Source organism: Anaerosporobacter mobilis DSM 15930, from assembly GCF_900142955.1.
Lineage (GTDB): Bacteria > Bacillota > Clostridia > Lachnospirales > Lachnospiraceae > Anaerosporobacter > Anaerosporobacter mobilis.
Genome location: NZ_FRCP01000008.1, coordinates 281,676 through 298,246 on the forward strand (window position 1 = coordinate 281,676; position 16,571 = coordinate 298,246).

Annotated in this window: 14 protein-coding genes and 6 tRNA genes; 6 read left to right on the plus strand and 14 right to left on the minus strand. The window is 35.6% G+C overall.

Annotation, left to right across the window (positions count from 1 at the left end; genetic code table 11):
• Nucleotides 1-493 precede the first annotated feature (493 nt).
• Nucleotides 494-1,405 (minus strand): AAA family ATPase, encoded by a 912-nt coding sequence (locus BUB90_RS07900; protein ID WP_330393765.1) that lies wholly within the window; start codon nt 1,403-1,405, stop codon nt 494-496.
• Between the two features lie 171 nt (nt 1,406-1,576).
• Complete coding sequence (locus BUB90_RS07905) at nt 1,577-1,819, minus strand: hypothetical protein (RefSeq protein WP_029503033.1); 243 nt, start codon at nt 1,817-1,819, stop codon at nt 1,577-1,579.
• A 154-nt stretch (nt 1,820-1,973) separates the two neighbouring features.
• Here BUB90_RS07905 and BUB90_RS07910 point away from each other — a divergent pair, with 154 nt between their 5' ends.
• Nucleotides 1,974-2,408: a helix-turn-helix domain-containing protein gene (locus BUB90_RS07910; RefSeq protein WP_073285659.1), complete on the plus strand. Its 435-nt coding sequence runs from the start codon at nt 1,974-1,976 to the stop codon at nt 2,406-2,408.
• 80 nt (nt 2,409-2,488) lie between these two features.
• Nucleotides 2,489-3,544 (plus strand): tyrosine-type recombinase/integrase, encoded by a 1,056-nt coding sequence (locus BUB90_RS07915; protein WP_073285662.1) that lies wholly within the window; start codon nt 2,489-2,491, stop codon nt 3,542-3,544.
• Nucleotides 3,545-3,815: 271 nt separating this feature from the next.
• On the opposite strand, the gene rpsI is transcribed toward BUB90_RS07915, so the two are convergent.
• The 12 genes from rpsI to BUB90_RS07980 form a co-directional block, all read right to left on the minus strand.
• Nucleotides 3,816-4,208 (minus strand): 30S ribosomal protein S9, encoded by a 393-nt coding sequence (gene rpsI / locus BUB90_RS07920; RefSeq protein ID WP_073285665.1) that lies wholly within the window; start codon nt 4,206-4,208, stop codon nt 3,816-3,818.
• A gap of 26 nt (nt 4,209-4,234) precedes the next feature.
• Nucleotides 4,235-4,675 (minus strand): 50S ribosomal protein L13, encoded by a 441-nt coding sequence (rplM, locus tag BUB90_RS07925; protein WP_073285668.1) that lies wholly within the window; start codon nt 4,673-4,675, stop codon nt 4,235-4,237.
• Between the two features lie 386 nt (nt 4,676-5,061).
• Nucleotides 5,062-5,141 (minus strand) — tRNA-Leu (locus BUB90_RS07935).
• An 80-nt stretch (nt 5,142-5,221) separates the two neighbouring features.
• Nucleotides 5,222-5,294, minus strand: a tRNA-Lys gene (locus tag BUB90_RS07940).
• 55 nt (nt 5,295-5,349) lie between these two features.
• Nucleotides 5,350-5,421: transfer RNA gene (locus BUB90_RS07945), tRNA-Gln, on the minus strand.
• A gap of 20 nt (nt 5,422-5,441) precedes the next feature.
• Nucleotides 5,442-5,515, minus strand: a tRNA-His gene (locus BUB90_RS07950).
• A 32-nt stretch (nt 5,516-5,547) separates the two neighbouring features.
• Nucleotides 5,548-5,621: transfer RNA gene (locus tag BUB90_RS07955), tRNA-Arg, on the minus strand.
• 53 nt (nt 5,622-5,674) lie between these two features.
• A tRNA-Gly gene (locus tag BUB90_RS07960) sits at nt 5,675-5,745 on the minus strand.
• Nucleotides 5,746-6,343: 598 nt separating this feature from the next.
• Nucleotides 6,344-7,969 (minus strand): Na/Pi cotransporter family protein, encoded by a 1,626-nt coding sequence (locus BUB90_RS07965; protein WP_073285674.1) that lies wholly within the window; start codon nt 7,967-7,969, stop codon nt 6,344-6,346.
• A 181-nt stretch (nt 7,970-8,150) separates the two neighbouring features.
• Nucleotides 8,151-8,432, minus strand: coding sequence for a septation regulator SpoVG (gene spoVG / locus BUB90_RS07970; RefSeq protein WP_073285677.1), 282 nt, complete (start codon nt 8,430-8,432; stop codon nt 8,151-8,153).
• Nucleotides 8,433-8,723: 291 nt separating this feature from the next.
• Entirely contained in the window at nt 8,724-9,845 is a 1,122-nt protein-coding gene (gene glgD / locus BUB90_RS07975; RefSeq protein WP_073285680.1) for a glucose-1-phosphate adenylyltransferase subunit GlgD, read from the minus strand.
• On the minus strand, nt 9,845-11,116 hold the full coding sequence (locus tag BUB90_RS07980) for a glucose-1-phosphate adenylyltransferase (RefSeq protein ID WP_073285684.1): 1,272 nt from the start codon (nt 11,114-11,116) through the stop codon (nt 9,845-9,847). The genes glgD and BUB90_RS07980 overlap by 1 nt, the downstream gene beginning before the upstream one ends.
• A gap of 343 nt (nt 11,117-11,459) precedes the next feature.
• Here BUB90_RS07980 and murC point away from each other — a divergent pair, with 343 nt between their 5' ends.
• The 4 genes from murC (at nt 11,460) to BUB90_RS08000 (ending at nt 16,543) form a co-directional block, all read left to right on the plus strand.
• Nucleotides 11,460-12,851 carry a UDP-N-acetylmuramate--L-alanine ligase gene (gene murC, locus BUB90_RS07985; RefSeq protein ID WP_073285687.1) on the plus strand — a complete coding sequence of 464 codons (1,392 nt, stop codon included), beginning with the start codon at nt 11,460-11,462 and terminating at the stop codon, nt 12,849-12,851.
• 291 nt (nt 12,852-13,142) lie between these two features.
• Entirely contained in the window at nt 13,143-14,261 is a 1,119-nt protein-coding gene (locus tag BUB90_RS07990) for a DnaD domain protein (RefSeq protein ID WP_073285690.1), read from the plus strand.
• A 15-nt stretch (nt 14,262-14,276) separates the two neighbouring features.
• Entirely contained in the window at nt 14,277-15,269 is a 993-nt protein-coding gene (locus tag BUB90_RS07995) for an ATP-binding protein (protein WP_073285693.1), read from the plus strand.
• 104 nt (nt 15,270-15,373) lie between these two features.
• Nucleotides 15,374-16,543 (plus strand): ribose-phosphate pyrophosphokinase, encoded by a 1,170-nt coding sequence (locus BUB90_RS08000; protein ID WP_073285696.1) that lies wholly within the window; start codon nt 15,374-15,376, stop codon nt 16,541-16,543.
• Nucleotides 16,544-16,571: the final 28 nt, after the last annotated feature.

Consider the following 16,571-nt stretch of genomic DNA (forward strand, 5'->3'; position numbering starts at 1 on the left):
CATTTACATAATAGACATTTCTATCTTCTCTATCATGCGTTGCATTGGGTGGCCAGTGGTCACGATTATTATGTTCCAGATTTGGGATTCGGTGTAATGCACCCGATATTGTTTTTCATTTCCCCATCTAATCATCCTTTCTATTTATCCGTCAGTCATTTGTTAATTTCCTTTCTCTTCTTTAAAAGCGCTGCTATCATGTTCTTCTTTACTTTCCTTCGTAAGAATTTTATAGCACTGCTCCGAAAGTAATGTCCCCCTATCAGTTTGGGAAATCCCAAACTTAGGGGGCAAGCGTTACGCCGCTTAATCACGTTATATGTGAAGCTTCGCTTCACAAGCCTTCGCCAGAGTTTAAGAATCTGCCATCTTAAGAAGTCAAATTGTTAAACTCTTTCTTAGGCAATATCCAAGTCCAATACATAGTCCCATCTGTAGTTTCACGATTTCCAGCCATAATCCCCAGCTTCTTCTTTGCAGATAATAAGGTTTTTCACTTTATTCCTTTTTTAGCAGCTTCCTTTTCGATATCCTTAGAAGGAACTTCACTTTCCGCACCGATGTATCCCTTTATAAAAGCAATGGCTACATCTAACTTCTCTCGCCCTCTGCCCTCTTTTCCAGCAAGTAATTCATCTACGGTAATGTCATATGGTCCGATACACTCAAATCCTCTGTCTTCTGAAATTTCAAAACCAACGGAATCTCCTGCCGCCGCAAGACTTGATTTATCTTGTGCCATAATGCGGATGTTAGGTTTATCTGGTATTCTTGCTACTAGTAATACACTTCTTGCCGTTATCTGAATATCGATAGAACCTAGTCCTCGGTACGTTGACTTTGAACCAGAAGCTTTATTCATATGACCGATAAGAACAATGGCACATCCATACTTTTCGGCAATTATTCCCAATCTCTTTAATACGGGTCTTATCTCATTAGCTGTGCCAACTTGTTGGCATTGTGCATTATCGACATCAGAACCGATATAGGCTTGAATCGGATCTAGAATGACAAGCTTTGCATTTGTTTCAGCGATTGCTTGCTCTAGTCTTTCATCGGTCATACTCAGTTCTTTCTCCGTTTCATCAATAACACGGATTTTACTACAGTCTGCATTTGCCTTTTCAAGTCTTGGCTTTATCGTATCGTCAATCCCATCTTCGGCAGTCTGATAAATAATACTGATAGGCTCATATGGTATGTCGTCATCACATGGAAGCGGTTGGCCTCTGCTAAGTAGTGCTGCTAATGTCAGTGCAAGTGTTGTCTTTCCTTCCCCTGGATCTCCTTCTATTACTGTTATCTTTCCATATGGGATATACGGATACCAAAGCCAATTCACTTCTCTTGTCTGCACATCCTCCATATGGATTAATTTTAATGCTGTCCTTTGTTCACTCACTCATCGTCCTCCTGATAAAATAATATCGTTGTTACCAGCAGAAGCTTTTGATATAATAATATTTGCGAGATAAGATATATCCGCTCTGCTGGTTGTCTTTAAGTCCTTTCCCTATGGGTTAGGACTTTTTTATTGGAATTCCAATAAAATCACTCCCTTCTTTACTTCTTGCTACACTGCCCTTGGTACTTCTTTGAAATATCCAATTTCTTCCCATACCTTCTTGTCAGGGCAAAAGTAGTTATACTCTGAGGAATTCTCCATCTTGAATGCATATCCAAATTTGAGAATCCCTTTTTGCAATCCGACTCTTACATATTGCGCATCTTTTCCGATGGCTTTTGCTATTTCAGCAATCGGAACATTTCGCCCAGTAAATGACGGAAGCTCAATCTGGTAATTTACTTCTCCCATGAAACTTCACCTCCCAATATCTATATAGAGCAAGTATTGCTCTGTTATGTTTTTGTATTATACAGTGCTTTTAATGCTCTGTCAATATATAATAATTTAATGTTTACTTTTCATTTTTAGTATGTTATATTCTTTCCTATAGGAGGTGATTATTTTGACCACAGGTAAAAAGATTAAGTTAATACGAACATTTCGAGGCTTAACACAAAAGGAACTTGGTGACAAATCTGGAATTCATGAAGTTGCAATTCGTAAATATGAATTGGGAAAGAATCTTCCAAAACCAGACCAGTTAAGGAAAATAGCAGACGCATTGAATGTGAATGTAAATGCCTTAGCTGAATTTGATATTCAGGCAGACGGTGATGTTCTTCCACTTCTCTTTGCAATCGACGAAGTGTTTTCCGTAGAATTAAAGGATATCGACGGTGAACCAGGGATTTTCTTTAAAGACAAGAGCTTGATTCAATTTCTTAAGGATTGGCAAGCAATGAAAGAATTGCTAGCGATGGGAAGTCAGACCATGGATAACTATAATATCTGGAAGACGATTCGCCCAAGTGTTACCAAAGTTACCCACGAAGATTAGAAATCATCGTACATTGACAAACGTACTCTTTTTACCAGCCAATAAGAAGAATACTATATGAAAGAAAGGATGATGTTTTATTGAAATTACCAAATGGCTATGGCACTGTGTATAAGCTAAGCGGGAAACGAAGAAATCCTTATATCGTCAAAAAGACTGTTGGATGGCACTTTGATGAGAAGAAGGATAAACAGGTTCAAGATTATGTAATTATCGGTTATGCAGCCAATCGAGCGGAAGGCTTGCAAATGCTTGCAGACTATAATACCAATCCTTATGACTTGGAAGCTTCCAAAGTTACCTTTGCAGAAGTTTATGAGAAATGGTCGGCAGAGAAATATCCGACTGTATCGAAATCTAATGTAAATGGTTATACCGCTTCTTACAGCTTATGCACCTCTTTGAATGATAAGTTATTCAAAGACTTACGACTTGTTGATTTACAACATGTCGTTGACACTTGTGGCAAGAACTATCCCACACTGCGAAAGCTGAAGGTCTTATTTAACCAGCTATATGATTATGCGATAAAGAATGATATCTGCAATAAGAATTACTCAGAATTCGTAGATATCGTAAGATATAAGGAGCGTAATCCAAATAAATATGACCGAAAGAAATTTTCAAAAGATGAGATCAAACGTTTATGGGAATTAAAGGATGATAAGTATTATCAGATTGTCCTAATGCTCATTTACAACGGACTAAGAATTTCAGAATTTTTAGACTTGAAGAAAGTAGACGTTCATCTGGAAGAACAATATTTCGATGTAGTGGATAGCAAAACCGAGAATGGAATCCGTAAAGTTCCAATTGCCGATAAAGTTCTTCCATTTTATCAGTCATGGTTTGATTCTGCTCCAGATTGTGAATATCTGCTTCATACAGAAGATAACAAGCATTTTCTATACCGAAATTATTATGACAGCTATTTCACACCACTCATGCAGAACTTAAACATTGAAAAGACTCCGCACTGTTGCAGACACACCTGCATTTCCTTACTTGCAGAAGCAGGAGTTGACCAAACGATTATTAAAAAGATTGCAGGACATTCGGGAGCCATGTCTCTGACAGAAAAAGTGTATACCCACTTTGATGTACAGGAACTGGTAAAAGCAATCAACCAAATTTAATCCCGAAATACAAGTTCCATATCACAAGGAACTTGAAAAATTAAGGAGAGCAAAATGAAGAATATATTTATTCCTAGAAGTTTGCCTAAAAAACGATATCAAAAAAGGATGTTCTAAGCACTGATTAGCACTTAAAACATCCTATATTTTTGTTAGTTACTTGTTAGTTGTGTGTTAGTTACCGTACTAAATCCACACCATTTTACGACATTCCAAAACTTCAAGAAGCCAGTAAATATGCGGTTTTGCACGATTCCACAAACGGCACAGACTATCTCTTAGAGAACTGAGGTGCTCTACGAGCTGCTTTAAGACCGTATTTTTTACGTTCTTTCATTCTTGGATCTCTTGTTAAGAAACCTGCTTTTTTAAGAGCTGGACGGTAGTCACCATCTGCTTGTAATAATGCTCTTGAAATACCGTGTCTGATTGCACCAGCTTGACCAGTGAATCCACCTCCACGAACGTTAACAAGTACATCGAATTTATCTGCTGTTTCTGTTAATACAAGTGGTTGACGAACGATTAATTTTAATGTTTCAAGACCAAAATAGTTATCCATGTCTCTTTTATTGATTGTAATTTTACCAGTACCTGGTACTAAGTATACTCTAGCAATACTGCTTTTTCTTCTTCCAGTTCCGTAGAATTTTGCTTTAGCCACTGTGATTTCCTCCTTTCAATTTCCGATTAATATCTAGATTTGATTTCTAATACTTCTGGTTTTTGAGCTGCATTATCATGTTCTGCACCAGCATATACATGTAACTTAGTAAGCATTTGTCTTCCTAAAGGTCCTTTTGGAAGCATGCCTTTAACAGCAAGAGTGATAACATCACAAGGTTTTTTAGCCATCATCTCTTTTAATGTAGTTTCTCTCATTCCACCTACATATTCAGAGTGATTGTAATAGATCTTTTGATCCATTTTCTTACCAGTAACTTTGATTTTATCTGCATTGATTACAATTACATAATCTCCTGTATCAACGTGTGGAGTGTAAGTTGGTTTGTTCTTACCTCTTAATACTGATGCTATCTCTGATGATAGACGACCTAATGTATGTCCTGTAGCGTCAACTACATACCATTTTCTTTCAATTGTAGATGGACTAGCCATAAAACTTTTCATTGGTTTACCTCCTTGAATAATCTTCAACAACCAAACATATTGGTTACTCATAGTCTTTTTAATGTCAGCTATTTTATAATAGCCTCTTCTATATGTTAAAATACCATTACCGGGGCTTTGGTAGGCATTTATCACACTTTTTTCGCTCTGTAAGTGCTTAGCATGTCTAATTTTGAACATAACTGCAGCACGTCACATTTAAACATTATAGACGTTAATATTCTATGTGTCAAGCTGTTTTGTTAATATTTTAAAAAATATTCTTCTATAAAAATTTAGTTTAATACGGTGATTATATTTATAAGCACCTATAAAGGAAAACTGACTAAATTTATGATTTACAGCAGAAAAACCACGCTTGAATAAGCATGGTTTTTCATTGGTACTGCGGATGACAGGAATTGAACCTGCACGGTCTCCCACTAGATCCTAAGTCTAGCGCGTCTGCCAGTTCCGCCACATCCGCATATTCAGTTAAGAAGTTTCCTTCTAGATGAGGGATCAATAGATCAAACCCACGGGTTCTTTCTATCTCTAACTCTCAAATGAGACATCGGGGGTTCGAACCCCGGACAACTTGATTAAAAGTCAAGTGCTCTACCAACTGAGCTAATATCCCATATTCAGTAACAATACTAGTCTGTTACAAAATGTTTTGAAATATTCATTTCAAACTGGGCTAGCTGGATTCGAACCAGCGACTGCAGGAGTCAAAGTCCTGTGCCTTACCGCTTGGCGATAGCCCAATACTGCTTATACAAGCAAGGGTGAATAGAGGGATTCGAACCCTCGGCCTCCAGAGCCACAATCTGGCGCGCTAACCAACTGCGCTATACCCACCATATTTTATTAATAAGCTTGTCCCGCTTAAACGTGCCACAAGGGATTCGAACCCCCGACACACGGCTTAGAAGGCCGTTGCTCTATCCAACTGAGCTAGTAGCACACATGCAACGTTTCCATTGCCAGTTTAACTTCACTAAAGTTTTGCTAAACTTAAGCGGGTGATGGGAATCGAACCCACGTATCTAGCTTGGAAGGCTAGTGTTCTACCATTGAACTACACCCGCATATTAAATTATCGTCGACAGAAAATCTTTTTTCGCATTCTATCAAGTAAAACTTGTGAACACGTTTAGAATTTTCAGGGTTGTTTCACTGTTCAATTTTCAATGTTCATTGTGTAATATCTTTAACAAATTTCAATACATTGAAATCTTGTTTCCTAATGTTTCTATAAGTTGTACCGCTTTTCGACATCTCTCAGTCGTTTGCGACAGCTTATCTAGTTTATCATGTTGCTTCCTTGTTGTCAAGCACTTTTTTCAAACATTTTTCATTTCAAATCTTTGTTTTCTGTTCTTGTCAGAAGCGACTGTTATATCTTATAACATCTTTCGACGTTTGTCAACATGTTTTTTCATTATTTTTTGAGTTGTTTTAATTCTTACTTTTTTCAGAATTGTTTGTTCATTTTCTACAACTCATCAGCTGACTTGGACTAGTATAACAGAGTTGAATTCGTTTGTAAAGGGGTTATTTCATAAATTTTATTAGCAATATCCCCCTTGCAAACACTTTAATTCTATATTAGATATCATATAGAAAAAGGTGGAGCATATCTAAATGTATGCTCCACCCCTAGCCTATCTTAATAATGCCATCAAATTAGTCTGCCATATATTCCGCTATATTCATGATATGATCACCTATTCTTTCGAAATCAGTAATCAGTTCTGAATATATTACACTTATGTCGCCTTTACACTCGTTCTTTAGTAATCTACATAATTGATTTTCTCTATATATAACTGCCATCTCATCTATCTTATCTTCTGTCTCTATTACATTATCTAGATCCGTTACTGTTATATTATCCTCTAACATGTTAATATTCTTAAGATTGCCTAATGCAACACGCTTCATATCTCTAACTTCCATCTCTACTGTCTCAGCCAACATGGAACCCTTTTCCTTTAATAAATCAGCATAGCCTGATATATTTACAGCGTGATCACTAATACGTTCAACATTTCCAATTATCCCCAGATACATTCCGATTGCTTTTCCATCTTTCTCTGACATCTCTGCTGATATGATACTTGAAATGTATTTGGATATCTCTGCATTGAGGAAATCTATATATTCTTCATTCTGTTCTACTATAGCAACTTTCTTCTCTTCCCAGTGCAATACCTGGTCAAAAGATAGCTGCACATTATAAACAGCTAGATCATACATACGATTTACTTCTTTATGAATCTGAGAAATTGCAACGCTTGCTCCACCAAAAGAATGATTTATCACTGCTGTTGGAGATATAAACTGTAATTTCATCTCTCCATTATTCTCATCTTCTCGTTCAGGTAAGATTTTCTTCGCAATTTTTTCTAGATATGTTCCTACTGGTAATAATAGAAATGTTGTTACAATATTAAATATCGTATGCACGTTAGCAATTTGCGCTGCCGAATTGTTTGGTGTAAGCTTAATAATCCAATCAGTAAACGGAAGTACTAGGCATATGCATGTGAATATTACAGTTCCTATTATGTTAAACATTAAATGTATAATTGTTGTTCTTTTTGCGTTACGTGTTGTACCAATTGATGCAAGCACTGCAGTAATGCATGTCCCGATATTTTGCCCAAACAAAACAAACACTGAGTTATTCAATGTTATGGCGCCACTCATTGATAAAGCTTGTAATATACCAACTGAAGCTGAAGAAGATTGGATAATTGCTGTGAATATTGCACCAACAGCAATACCGAGTAATGGATTAGATAGATTCGTTACCGTATCCATGAATAGTTGTGAATCTCTTAATCCACTCATACTTCCACTCATCATCTCCATACCAACAAACAGGACTCCAAGTCCTCCTATAATATGTCCTATATGATATAGCTTCTTTGATTTTAAGAATACGATAAACACAACACCAACAATCGCAAACACCGGTGCAATTACTCCAACATCAAGTGCAATTAATTGCCCTGTTATTGTAGTCCCTATATTCGCCCCCATAATTACCCATATAGCTTGTCTTAATGTCATAAGTCCTGAATTAACAAAACCAACTACCATAACTGTAGTAGCTGAAGAGGACTGAATTACAGCTGTAATTGCTGCACCTACTGCTACTCCTAAAAAACGATTGGTTGTTAGCTTCTCAAGAATCTTCTTCATCTTGTTTCCGGCAGCCTTTTCTAGGCCATCACTCATCATATTCATTCCGAGTAAGAATAATGCCAAACCACCCAGTAGTGATAAAAACTGTGTAATATTCATAATTACCTTCCTTTTCTTATACTAGTATAAACGTAATACTCCATTGTCAATTATAGCGGATTCTTAGCACAAGTAACGTTAATATTCTGCTAAGATTTTTCATTTGTAGTAGCACCACCTGTTTCACAATTAAAGAAGCTATTGCTTCACTGATAGGCCTAGTGAAGCAATAGCTTCTTTATTAATCTTCGTCGACTGTGTCGTTTTCCAATATTGCTATTTCATACTTTTCAAGAATAATCTTTTGAATACGATCTCTTGTTTCTGAATTAATCGGATGTGCAATATCTCTGTACTCTCCATCTCCAGCTCTTCGACTAGGCATCGCGATAAATAATCCCTTTTCACCTTCGATAACTTTGATGTCATGAACTACAAACTCATTATCAAGTGTAATAGACACTACCGCTTTCATTTTGCCTTCCTTGCTTACCTTCCTTACTCGAACGTCTGTAATCTGCATTAGAGTAAACCCCCTTTTGTTTGAACTTTTAAGTCAATTAATAAGTCATACATTTTTCGCTTTATTTTATAAGAATCAATTCATACCCCATATAAGTACTTAATTAAAATAGTAACTATTAATTTACAGCACATAACTCTTACCACTATATATTCCTGTTTTTACGACAGCTTGTACCATCATGAAACAGATGCATATAAGTAGTAAGAGTTGTTAAACAGATAAATACTTGCCACTACCAATTACTTACGTTATAGAAACGATTCTTTTTGCGACTTAACTAAAATACTTTTACAATACATACCTCTCGTTCTTTTCAATGACAATCTGGATTTCATCTTTCTCAGCTACATGCCTTGTATTTGAACGAATCGTATCCCTACTTTCAACAATACAATTTTCGATATATGTATTATCTCCAATATGTACATCATTTAATATGATTGAATTCTTAATTACACAGTTATTCCCAACATACACTTTCTTAAATAAGACTGAATTTTCAACTTCTCCATTAATTATACAACCACTCGACACTAAGCTATTCTTAACAACAGCTCCTTTATTGTATTTAGCTGGTGGTGAATCATCAATTTTCGAGTATACCCCAGGATACTCTTTGAAGAAATAATCCCTAATTTCTTTATTCAGAAAATCCATATTCGTTTTGTAATAAGATTCGACGGTTGCAATGTTGCTCCAGTAACTCTCAAGATTATAAGCATAGATTTTTTTCAGATTCTTATAACGTATGAGAATATCTTTAACAAAATCGTGTCTTTCTTCAAGTGCCGATTTTTCAATCAACTCAATTAACTGTCTTCTTCTGATTATATATACCCCTGCTGATACTGTGTTTTCAGTCGTTACGATTGGTTTTTCTTCAAATTCTTCGATTCTACCATCTTCATTGGTTTTAATAACACCAAACCGACTTGCATCTTCACCTTCATCTAGCTTTTTACACACAACTGTAATATCAGCTTTCTTAGCTATATGATACTCCAAAACTTTATTATAATCAAGCTTATATACACCATCTCCTGATGCAATTATTACATAAGGCTCATGACTGTTTTTTAAGAAACTGAGATTTTGATACATCGCATCTGCAGTACCACGATACCAGAAACTATTATCTACTGTAATTGTCGGATTAAATACAAACAAACCACCTTGTTTTCTACCAAAATCCCACCATTTCGAAGAATTCAAATGTTCATTCAAAGATTTTGCATTGTATTGTGTAAACACGGCAACTTTTTGTATATGGGAATTTGACATATTACTTAACGCGAAGTCAATGCTTCTATAACCACCAGCAACAGGCATTGCTGCAATTGCACGTTTGTTTGATAGTTCCTTCATTCTACTACTATTTCCACCCGCTAAAACAATTCCTATTGCTCTCATTATATATCACCTGCCTTAATTAAAGTCTCACCACTAGCTAAACATCCATTAGGATATTCATCTGGCTTCGTTGCTCCTGAAATAGCAGTATTCTTGCCAACCCTAATATTATCAGGTACGTAAGAGTTCTCTCCTATTGTAACCAAACCAAATGAATATATGTTCGGTTCTACAATATTAGGTACCTCCTCACCAACTCCAAGTTCAACATTATTGCCAATATCTACATTCTCAGCAATAATAGCTTTGTTGATAGTACAATTTTTTTCTATTCTAGACGAGGTCATAATAATGGAATCTCTAACAACAGTTCCTTCTCCAATATATACACCCGATCCAATCACAGAGTTATATACCTCCCCATGAATCTCCGCACCTTCTCCAATAATCGCTCTATCGATCTTGGCATCGCTTGCAATATATTGTGGTGGAATAATATCGCTCTTGGTATATATCTTCCAAAACTCTTCATATAAATTAAACTCAGGAATTAAATCAATTAATTCCATATTGGCTTCCCAATAGGCACCTAGTGTGCCAACGTCTTTCCAGTAACCGTTGTACTCATAAGCAAAGATACGATTACCATTCTCGTGACAAAATGGAATGATATGTTTACCAAAATCACACCCCTGTTGATCTGATAGCTTAATCAAAGCATTCTTTAAAATCTTCCAACTAAATATGTATATCCCCATAGAAGCTAAATTGCTTCTCGGAACTTTCGGTTTCTCCTGGAAATCTGTAATTTGCCCATGCTCGTCCGTGATTACTACCCCAAACCGACTTGCTTCTTCCATCGGTACCGGAATTGTCGCTATTGTTACATCAGCATGGTTGGATTTATGATACTCTAGCATTACCTCATAATCCATTTTGTAAATATGATCTCCACCTAAAATCAATACATATTCAGGATTATAATATTCCATATATTCTAAGTTCTGAAAAATAGCATTAGCAGTTCCTGTATACCATTCACTACAATTACTCTTTTCGTAAGGTGGTAGAATGGATACCCCTCCAATGTTACGATCCAAATCCCATGGAATACCAATTCCAATGTGTGTATTAAGTCTTAATGGTTGATATTGTGTTAGTACACCAACTGTATCAACTCCTGAATTAATACAATTACTTAACGGAAAATCGATAATACGATATTTCCCTCCAAATGCAACAGCAGGCTTCGCAACTTTCGATGTTAGAACTCCTAGTCTTGAACCTTGCCCCCCAGCAAGTAACATTGCTATCATTTCTTTTCTAATCACGTAATCACCTCTTGTTGTTTTATGTTTACTATTATATCATGGATCCATTCAAATGTGAACAAAATTTCCCAAATATTAAATATTATTTTGTGACTTATCAACTAATTAGTTGTTGTATTCCTCCTATCCATTGTATTATTTGCCTTCTTCTTTCCTTTTCCTTACATTTCCTCTAATCTTTCTACTAAAACAGACAGTGAAACAGCACTTATTGCAGTATTGTTAATCTATGATAATACTGATAAATTTAACCATAGTCGATTTTCTATTTGTTTTTTTCATAGAAATGGTTATAATAACAATATATTATCATATACTAATTTAGAATAGGAAGTGTCGTTCCATGTATAAAATCAATTTTAATGAACCAATCCACATTCACTTTATTGGAATTGGCGGAATCAGTATGAGTGGTTTTGCCGAACTGTTACATACAGCAGGCTTTACAATTAGCGGTTCTGATTCCAAAAAGAGCAAAATCACAGAGCACCTAGAAGCAAAAGGCATTACTATATTATATGGTCAAAAGGCTAGTAATATTACTCCGGATATAGATTTAGTTGTATACACTGCTGCTATTCATCAAGATAACCCAGAAATGCAGGCTGTTTTGCAGCGAAATATACCGAGAATGGACCGTGCCGAGATGGTTGGGCAAGTTATGCTTAACTATAAAAATGCAATCGCTATATCAGGTACTCATGGCAAAACCACTACTACTTCAATGATTTCACAAATATTTCTTGAAGGCGATTTAGATCCTACCATCTCTGTTGGTGGAATACTTAAAGCGATTGATGGTAACATACGTATTGGTAAATCCGATAACTTCATTACAGAAGCATGTGAATATACCAACAGTTTTCTCAAGTTTAATCCAAGATATAGCATTATCTTGAATATTGAAGAAGATCATCTTGATTTCTTCAAAGATATCACTGATATACGTCATTCCTTCCATTTGTTTGCTAAAAGACTTCCGGAAGATGGTGTATTATTCATCAACGGTGAAATTGAAAACTATGAAGAGATCACACGTGACCTACCTTGTAAGGTAGTATCATATGGTATTCCATCTTCGCCGGAGACTCAATTCACTTACAGTGCAACAAACGTCTCATTCAACGCTGACGGATACGGTGAGTATGATTTAATGCACAACGGTGAGTTTGTAGACCATATTACTTTAGGAGTAGTTGGTATGCATAATGTATCAAACTCGTTACCTTCGATTGGTTTAGCACTTGAACGTCAAATTCCATTAGAAGTTATTAAGCGAGGTTTAACTGCTTTCCACGGAACAGAGCGAAGATTTGAGTATAAGGGTGAAGTTGCTGGTATTACAATTATTGATGATTACGCACATCACCCGACAGAAATCACAGCAACATTAGAGGCTGCAAAACGTTATCCACACAAATCAACTTGGTGTGTATTCCAACCGCATACGTACACTCGTACGAAAGCATTTTTAAAAGATTTCGCAAAGGCTCTTACCTTAGCTGACAAAATCGTATTAACGGATATCTACGCTGCTCGTGAAGTAAACACTGGCGAGATATCTTCAAAGAATCTCCAAGCAGAATTACAGCAACTTGGTAAAGAAGTATACTATTTCTCCTCATTTGAAGAAATCGAAAACTTTTTATTACAAAATTGTAATAACGGCGATTTGTTGATAACTATGGGCGCCGGAGACGTTGTTTCTATTGGAGAATCCTTATTAGGCATATAGTTATCCACATTATCCACAATCTTATCAACAATTTTCTTAAGATAAGATTGTGGATTATTTTTTTGCTCTTTGATCAATATGGATGCCCTATTTATAGGCCTTACCTTGTACTATCCCTCCCCTCTTGCAAGTTATCCACATTATCCACAAAATATATCCACATTCGTCAAAAAAACAAATACCAAAATCCCCTATTTGCATTATATTTGGATTATGCTATAATGTTTAAACATTGATGACAACGGAGATCCACTCCCCCCTGTTAATATATTTTAGAAAGGATTAGCTCGTATGAAACCTATTACGTTACATACCAATCACATGAACGATGTAACTATAATCTCAAATATCTTCATTGATGAATATATGCCAAAAGCAAGTGGTTCTTTTGTAAAAGTATATCTCTATCTCCTTCGTCTCCTATCTAGCTCAGACAAAATCGTATCCGTTTCAGTAATTGCTGATTTCCTTGAAGATTCTGAAAAGGATATTATTCGTGCGCTTAATTACTGGGACAAAGCTGGAGCTCTTACATTAGAGAAAGATAGAAAAGATACTATTATTGGTATTATATTGAATGACTTAACAAATATTGACCTAACCGCTTCCAATGAAATTGCTGCATCTTCCTCTCTTATTGATGAGAATATTAACAGTTTAGATTCAGAAGACTCTACCCGGATTTCTACTATTATAAAAGACAACGTGGAAGAACCTAAGACATTTGAGAAGCCAACTTATTCACCTTCCCAAGTTGAAGCTTTAACGAAGAACGATGAAATCAAGTGGCTTATGAATATAATTGAAATCTATTTGGAACGATTATTAAAACCCACTGATATTCAATTGATTCTCTTTTTATACGAAAATGTTGGTTTTTCAGTGGAATTAATTATGTATCTATATGAATACTGTGTGTCAAAGAATAAGAAAAATTCTTCTTATATCGAGGCAGTTGCACTTAAATGGGCAGAAGAAGGCATTGATACTGTAGAAAAAGCAGAAGCTACTGCTATTGCGTACAATGCTAATTTTAATGCGGTTTCTAAGGCCTTTGGAATGAATCGTATGCCTGGTGCCATTGAACAGAAGTTCATTACTAATTGGATCAATAATTACGCCTTCAGTATTGATATCATTATTGAGGCATGTAATAGAACAATCTTAGCTACCCAAAAGCCAGATTTTAAATATGCGGATAAGATTCTCGAAAGTTGGTTTAAAAAAGGCGTTCACCATCTATCTGATGTTGAAAAACTTGATTTAGCACACGCAAAATCAAGTGCTTCTTCCTCAAAGCAATCTTCGGCAGCTAAACCGACAAACAACAAATTCAATGCATTCCCACAGAGAACATATACAGCTACGGATTACTCTTCTCTTGAACAACGTTTATTAAATAAACAATAAAGGAGGATGAAATGAATGCAATTAAAGAATTTTCAATATAATAAAATTCTTAGAGAGTATGATAAACGTCAATTAGAAAACAGACACGAATTAGAGGAACGTGTGAAACACATCTATTCCATTCTGCCTGAACTTAAAGAAATTGATGACCAGATTGTATCAAACTCCATTCAAAGTGCTAAACTATCTTTAATGGGTGATGATCAGTCTCTAAACTCATTAGCAGACCGCAATCTGGATTTATCCATGCGCAAGATTGAGATACTTACTGAAAACGGATATCCTTCCAATTATCTTATGCCAACCTACCACTGTAAAGATTGCAAAGATACCGGATATATTGAAAACGAGAAATGCCACTGTTTTAAACAAGCCATTGTTGATCTTCTCTATTCGCAATCCAATATTAAAGGAATTATGGAGCAAGAGAATTTCTCAACCTTTCGTTATGACTTCTATACAGATTCCTATATAGAAGAGACAACAAATCTAACGCCGCTAGCCAATATTAAGAAAGTAGTTTCAAGTTGCATAGAATACATTGACACTTTTGATTCTACTTATTCTAATCTTCTATTGTATGGTAATGCGGGAGTGGGTAAAACGTTCTTAGCTAATTGTATTGCGAAAGAATTATTAGATCGTTCCCATACGGTTATTTACCTTACCGCCTTTCAACTCTTCGATATTCTTGAGAAAAACAAGTTTAATAAGGATCAAGAAAAAAGCGAAGCAAATGAACAATTTGCGTATATCTTAGATTGCGATTTACTCATCATAGATGACCTTGGTACAGAACTTAATAATAGTTTTGTAACTTCTCAATTATATTTATGTATTAATGAACGTCATCTACGTAAAAAATCAACTATAATATCAACCAACCTTTCTTGGGATAATCTAAATACGAATTACAGTGAGCGTATTTTCTCTAGACTTGCAAGTAATTATCGTCTTTTGAAGATTGTCGGAGATGATATACGAATAAAGAAAGCATTTTCTACTTAATTTTTATTATATGCCTTGACTTGCTTGAAACATAATGGTATAAATTTAGTGGACATTTTATGACACGTGTATACAACCGTTTACATTTTATGGAGGACGAAGTAATGCCACAACAAGAAAAATTAACTGAAACAATTCCAGTAGGAACGCTGGGAATCATCGCTTTAGAAAGTAGCTCAGATCTAGGAGAAAAAGTAAATGACTACATTGTAAAGTGGAGAAAAGAAAGAGAGAGTGAACACAAGTCTACAATAGCGTTTGCTGGATATCAAAGAGACTCTTACCTAATCAACGCATCTTGCCCACGTTTTGGTTCTGGTGAAGCGAAAGGTTCTATCAATGAATCTGTACGTGGTACTGACCTTTATCTATTGGTTGATGTATGTAACCATAGCCTTACTTATAATATGAGTGGCCATGTTAATCATATGTCTCCAGATGATCATTACCAAGATTTAAAACGTATTATCGCTGCCGTTGGTGGAAAAGCTAGAAGAATTACCGTTATTATGCCTTTCTTATACGAAGGTAGACAACATAAGCGTAGCTCTAGAGAATCTTTAGACTGTGCACTTGCACTTCAAGAACTTACGAATATGGGTGTTGAAAGTATTATCACTTTTGATGCACATGACCCTCGTGTTCAAAACTCAATTCCTTTAAAGAGTTTCGAAACAATTAAACCAACTTATCAATTTATCAAAGCTTTACTTCAAAATGTATCTGACTTAAAGGTAAACGCTAAAGATATGATGATTATCAGCCCTGATGAAGGTGCTATGGGACGTGCGGTATACTTTGCTAACGTTCTTGGCGTAGATATGGGTATGTTCTACAAACGTCGTGATTATACTACAATCGTGAATGGACGTAACCCAATTGTGGCACATGAGTTCTTAGGAACTGATGTAGAAGGTAAAGATGTTGTTATTATTGATGATATGATTTCTTCTGGTGAAAGTATGCTTGACGTAGCTGCTGAACTTAAGAGAAGAAAAGCTGGCAGAATCTTTGTAGCTGCAACATTCGGTTTATTCACTAGTGGATTCGATAAATTTGATGAAGCTTACGAACAAGGCTTAATCTATAGAGTTATTACAACTAACCTTGTTTATCAACCAGCTGAATTGTTAACAAAAGAATATTATATCTCTGCAGATATGAGTAAGTATGTTGCACTATTAATCGATACCTTAAATCATGATGCATCTATAAGTGATTTATTAAACCCAACAGAAAGAATTCAAAACATCATTAATCAATATAAAAAATAATTCCATATAAATGTATAAAAGGAAGGTT

Bases quoted from the DNA above. Each gene is read 5' to 3' on its own strand.
- BUB90_RS07905 (WP_029503033.1), bottom strand. From the start codon at position 1,819: ATGGGAGAAGTAAATTACCAGATTGAGCTTCCGTCATTTACTGGGCGA.
- rplM (WP_073285668.1), bottom strand. From the start codon at position 4,675: ATGAAAAGTTTTATGGCTAGTCCATCTACAATTGAAAGAAAATGGTAT.
- BUB90_RS07965 (WP_073285674.1), bottom strand. From the start codon at position 7,969: ATGAATATTACACAGTTTTTATCACTACTGGGTGGTTTGGCATTATTC.
- spoVG (WP_073285677.1), bottom strand. From the start codon at position 8,432: ATGCAGATTACAGACGTTCGAGTAAGGAAGGTAAGCAAGGAAGGCAAA.
- glgD (WP_073285680.1), bottom strand. From the start codon at position 9,845: ATGAGAGCAATAGGAATTGTTTTAGCGGGTGGAAATAGTAGTAGAATG.
- murC (WP_073285687.1), top strand. From the start codon at position 11,460: ATGTATAAAATCAATTTTAATGAACCAATCCACATTCACTTTATTGGA.
- BUB90_RS07990 (WP_073285690.1), top strand. From the start codon at position 13,143: ATGAAACCTATTACGTTACATACCAATCACATGAACGATGTAACTATA.
- BUB90_RS07995 (WP_073285693.1), top strand. From the start codon at position 14,277: ATGCAATTAAAGAATTTTCAATATAATAAAATTCTTAGAGAGTATGAT.
- BUB90_RS08000 (WP_073285696.1), top strand. From the start codon at position 15,374: ATGCCACAACAAGAAAAATTAACTGAAACAATTCCAGTAGGAACGCTG.